We start from the raw sequence: 1,238 nt of genomic DNA, 5'->3' as shown, positions 1-1,238 counted from the left end.
GAGGGGACCGACGGCCTGCGCCTGGTGTTCCTCTCCGGTGACTACACGCCGCTGTCCCTGCCGGGCGAGGTCCGCGCGGTGTTCACCCGTGCCGAGATCATCAGTCTGGGCGGGGCGACCGAGGCGACGGTGTGGTCCAACTACTTCCGGGTCGGCGAGGTCGATCCGGAGTGGCGCAGCATTCCCTATGGCCGTCCCATCGACAATGCCCGCTATTACGTGCTCGACGAGGACATGGAGCCGTGTCCGGTGGGTGTCGAGGGCGACCTGTACATCGGCGGGGACTGTCTGTGCGTCGGTTATGTCAGCCGGCCGGAGCTGACGGCGGAGCGCTTCGTCGACGACCCGTTCGGTGGGCGGGAGGGGGATCGGCTCTACCGGACCGGTGACCGGGCGAGTTTCTTCCCGGACGGCAATATCTGCTTCCTGGGCCGTGCGGACAACCAGGTGAAGCTGCGGGGCTTCCGTGTCGAACCCGGTGAGATCGAGCATGCCCTGGTCCGCCATCGGGGTGTGCGTCAGGCCATCGTCACCGCGCGGGAGGACCAGCCCGGTGACCTGCGGCTGGTCGCCTACGTCGTTGCCGATACCGGGGCACTGGGCGGGGCGGGTGGGGCGGATGAGCAGGTGGGGCAGTGGCAGGAGGTCTACGACCAGGCGTATTCCGGTGGTGCCGACCGCGAGTTCGGTGAGGACTTCACCGGCTGGAACAGTTCCTACACCGGTGAGGCGATCCCGCTGGAGCAGATGCGTGCCTGGCGGGACGCCGCGGTGGAGCGTGTCCTGTGCTGGTCGCCCAGGCGGGTCCTCGAACTCGGTGTGGGCTCGGGCCTGCTGCTCGCGCACATCGCGGGCCGGGTGGAGGAGTACTGGGCCACCGACTTCTCCGCGTCGGTGGTCGAGCGGCTGCGGCACCAGGTCAGGCGCGCCGGCCTGTCGGACCGGGTCGAGCTGAGGTGCCAGGCCGCCGACGACCTGTCCGGACTTGCCCGGGGCGGGTTCGACACGGTGGTGCTCAACTCGGTCGTGCAGTACTTCCCGAACGAGCGTTACCTCGAACAGGTCCTTGACGGCGTCTGGGAACTGCTTGCGCCGGGTGGCCGGGTCGTCCTGGGTGACATCCGGCGGGCGAACTCGCTCGGGGTGCTGCAGGCCGGCGTCCAGCAGGCCAGGCACCCGGGTGCCACACCGGCCGTGCTGCGCAGCGCGGTGGAGCAGGCGGTACTGCTGGAGAAGGA

Annotated in this window: 1 protein-coding gene; it reads left to right on the top strand. The window is 69.5% G+C overall.

Translation table 11 applies throughout. The features are described from left to right. Positions 1-1,238 (top strand): AMP-binding protein (locus ACH4UM_RS41805; protein ID WP_398191943.1); only part of this gene is annotated, 1,238 nt, incomplete at both ends.

It is taken from the genome of Streptomyces sp. NPDC020801 (assembly GCF_044334385.1).
Taxonomy (GTDB): domain Bacteria; phylum Actinomycetota; class Actinomycetes; order Streptomycetales; family Streptomycetaceae; genus Streptomyces.
The sequence above is the reverse complement of the archived record's forward strand: the minus strand, read 5'-3'. Positions and strand labels throughout refer to the sequence as shown.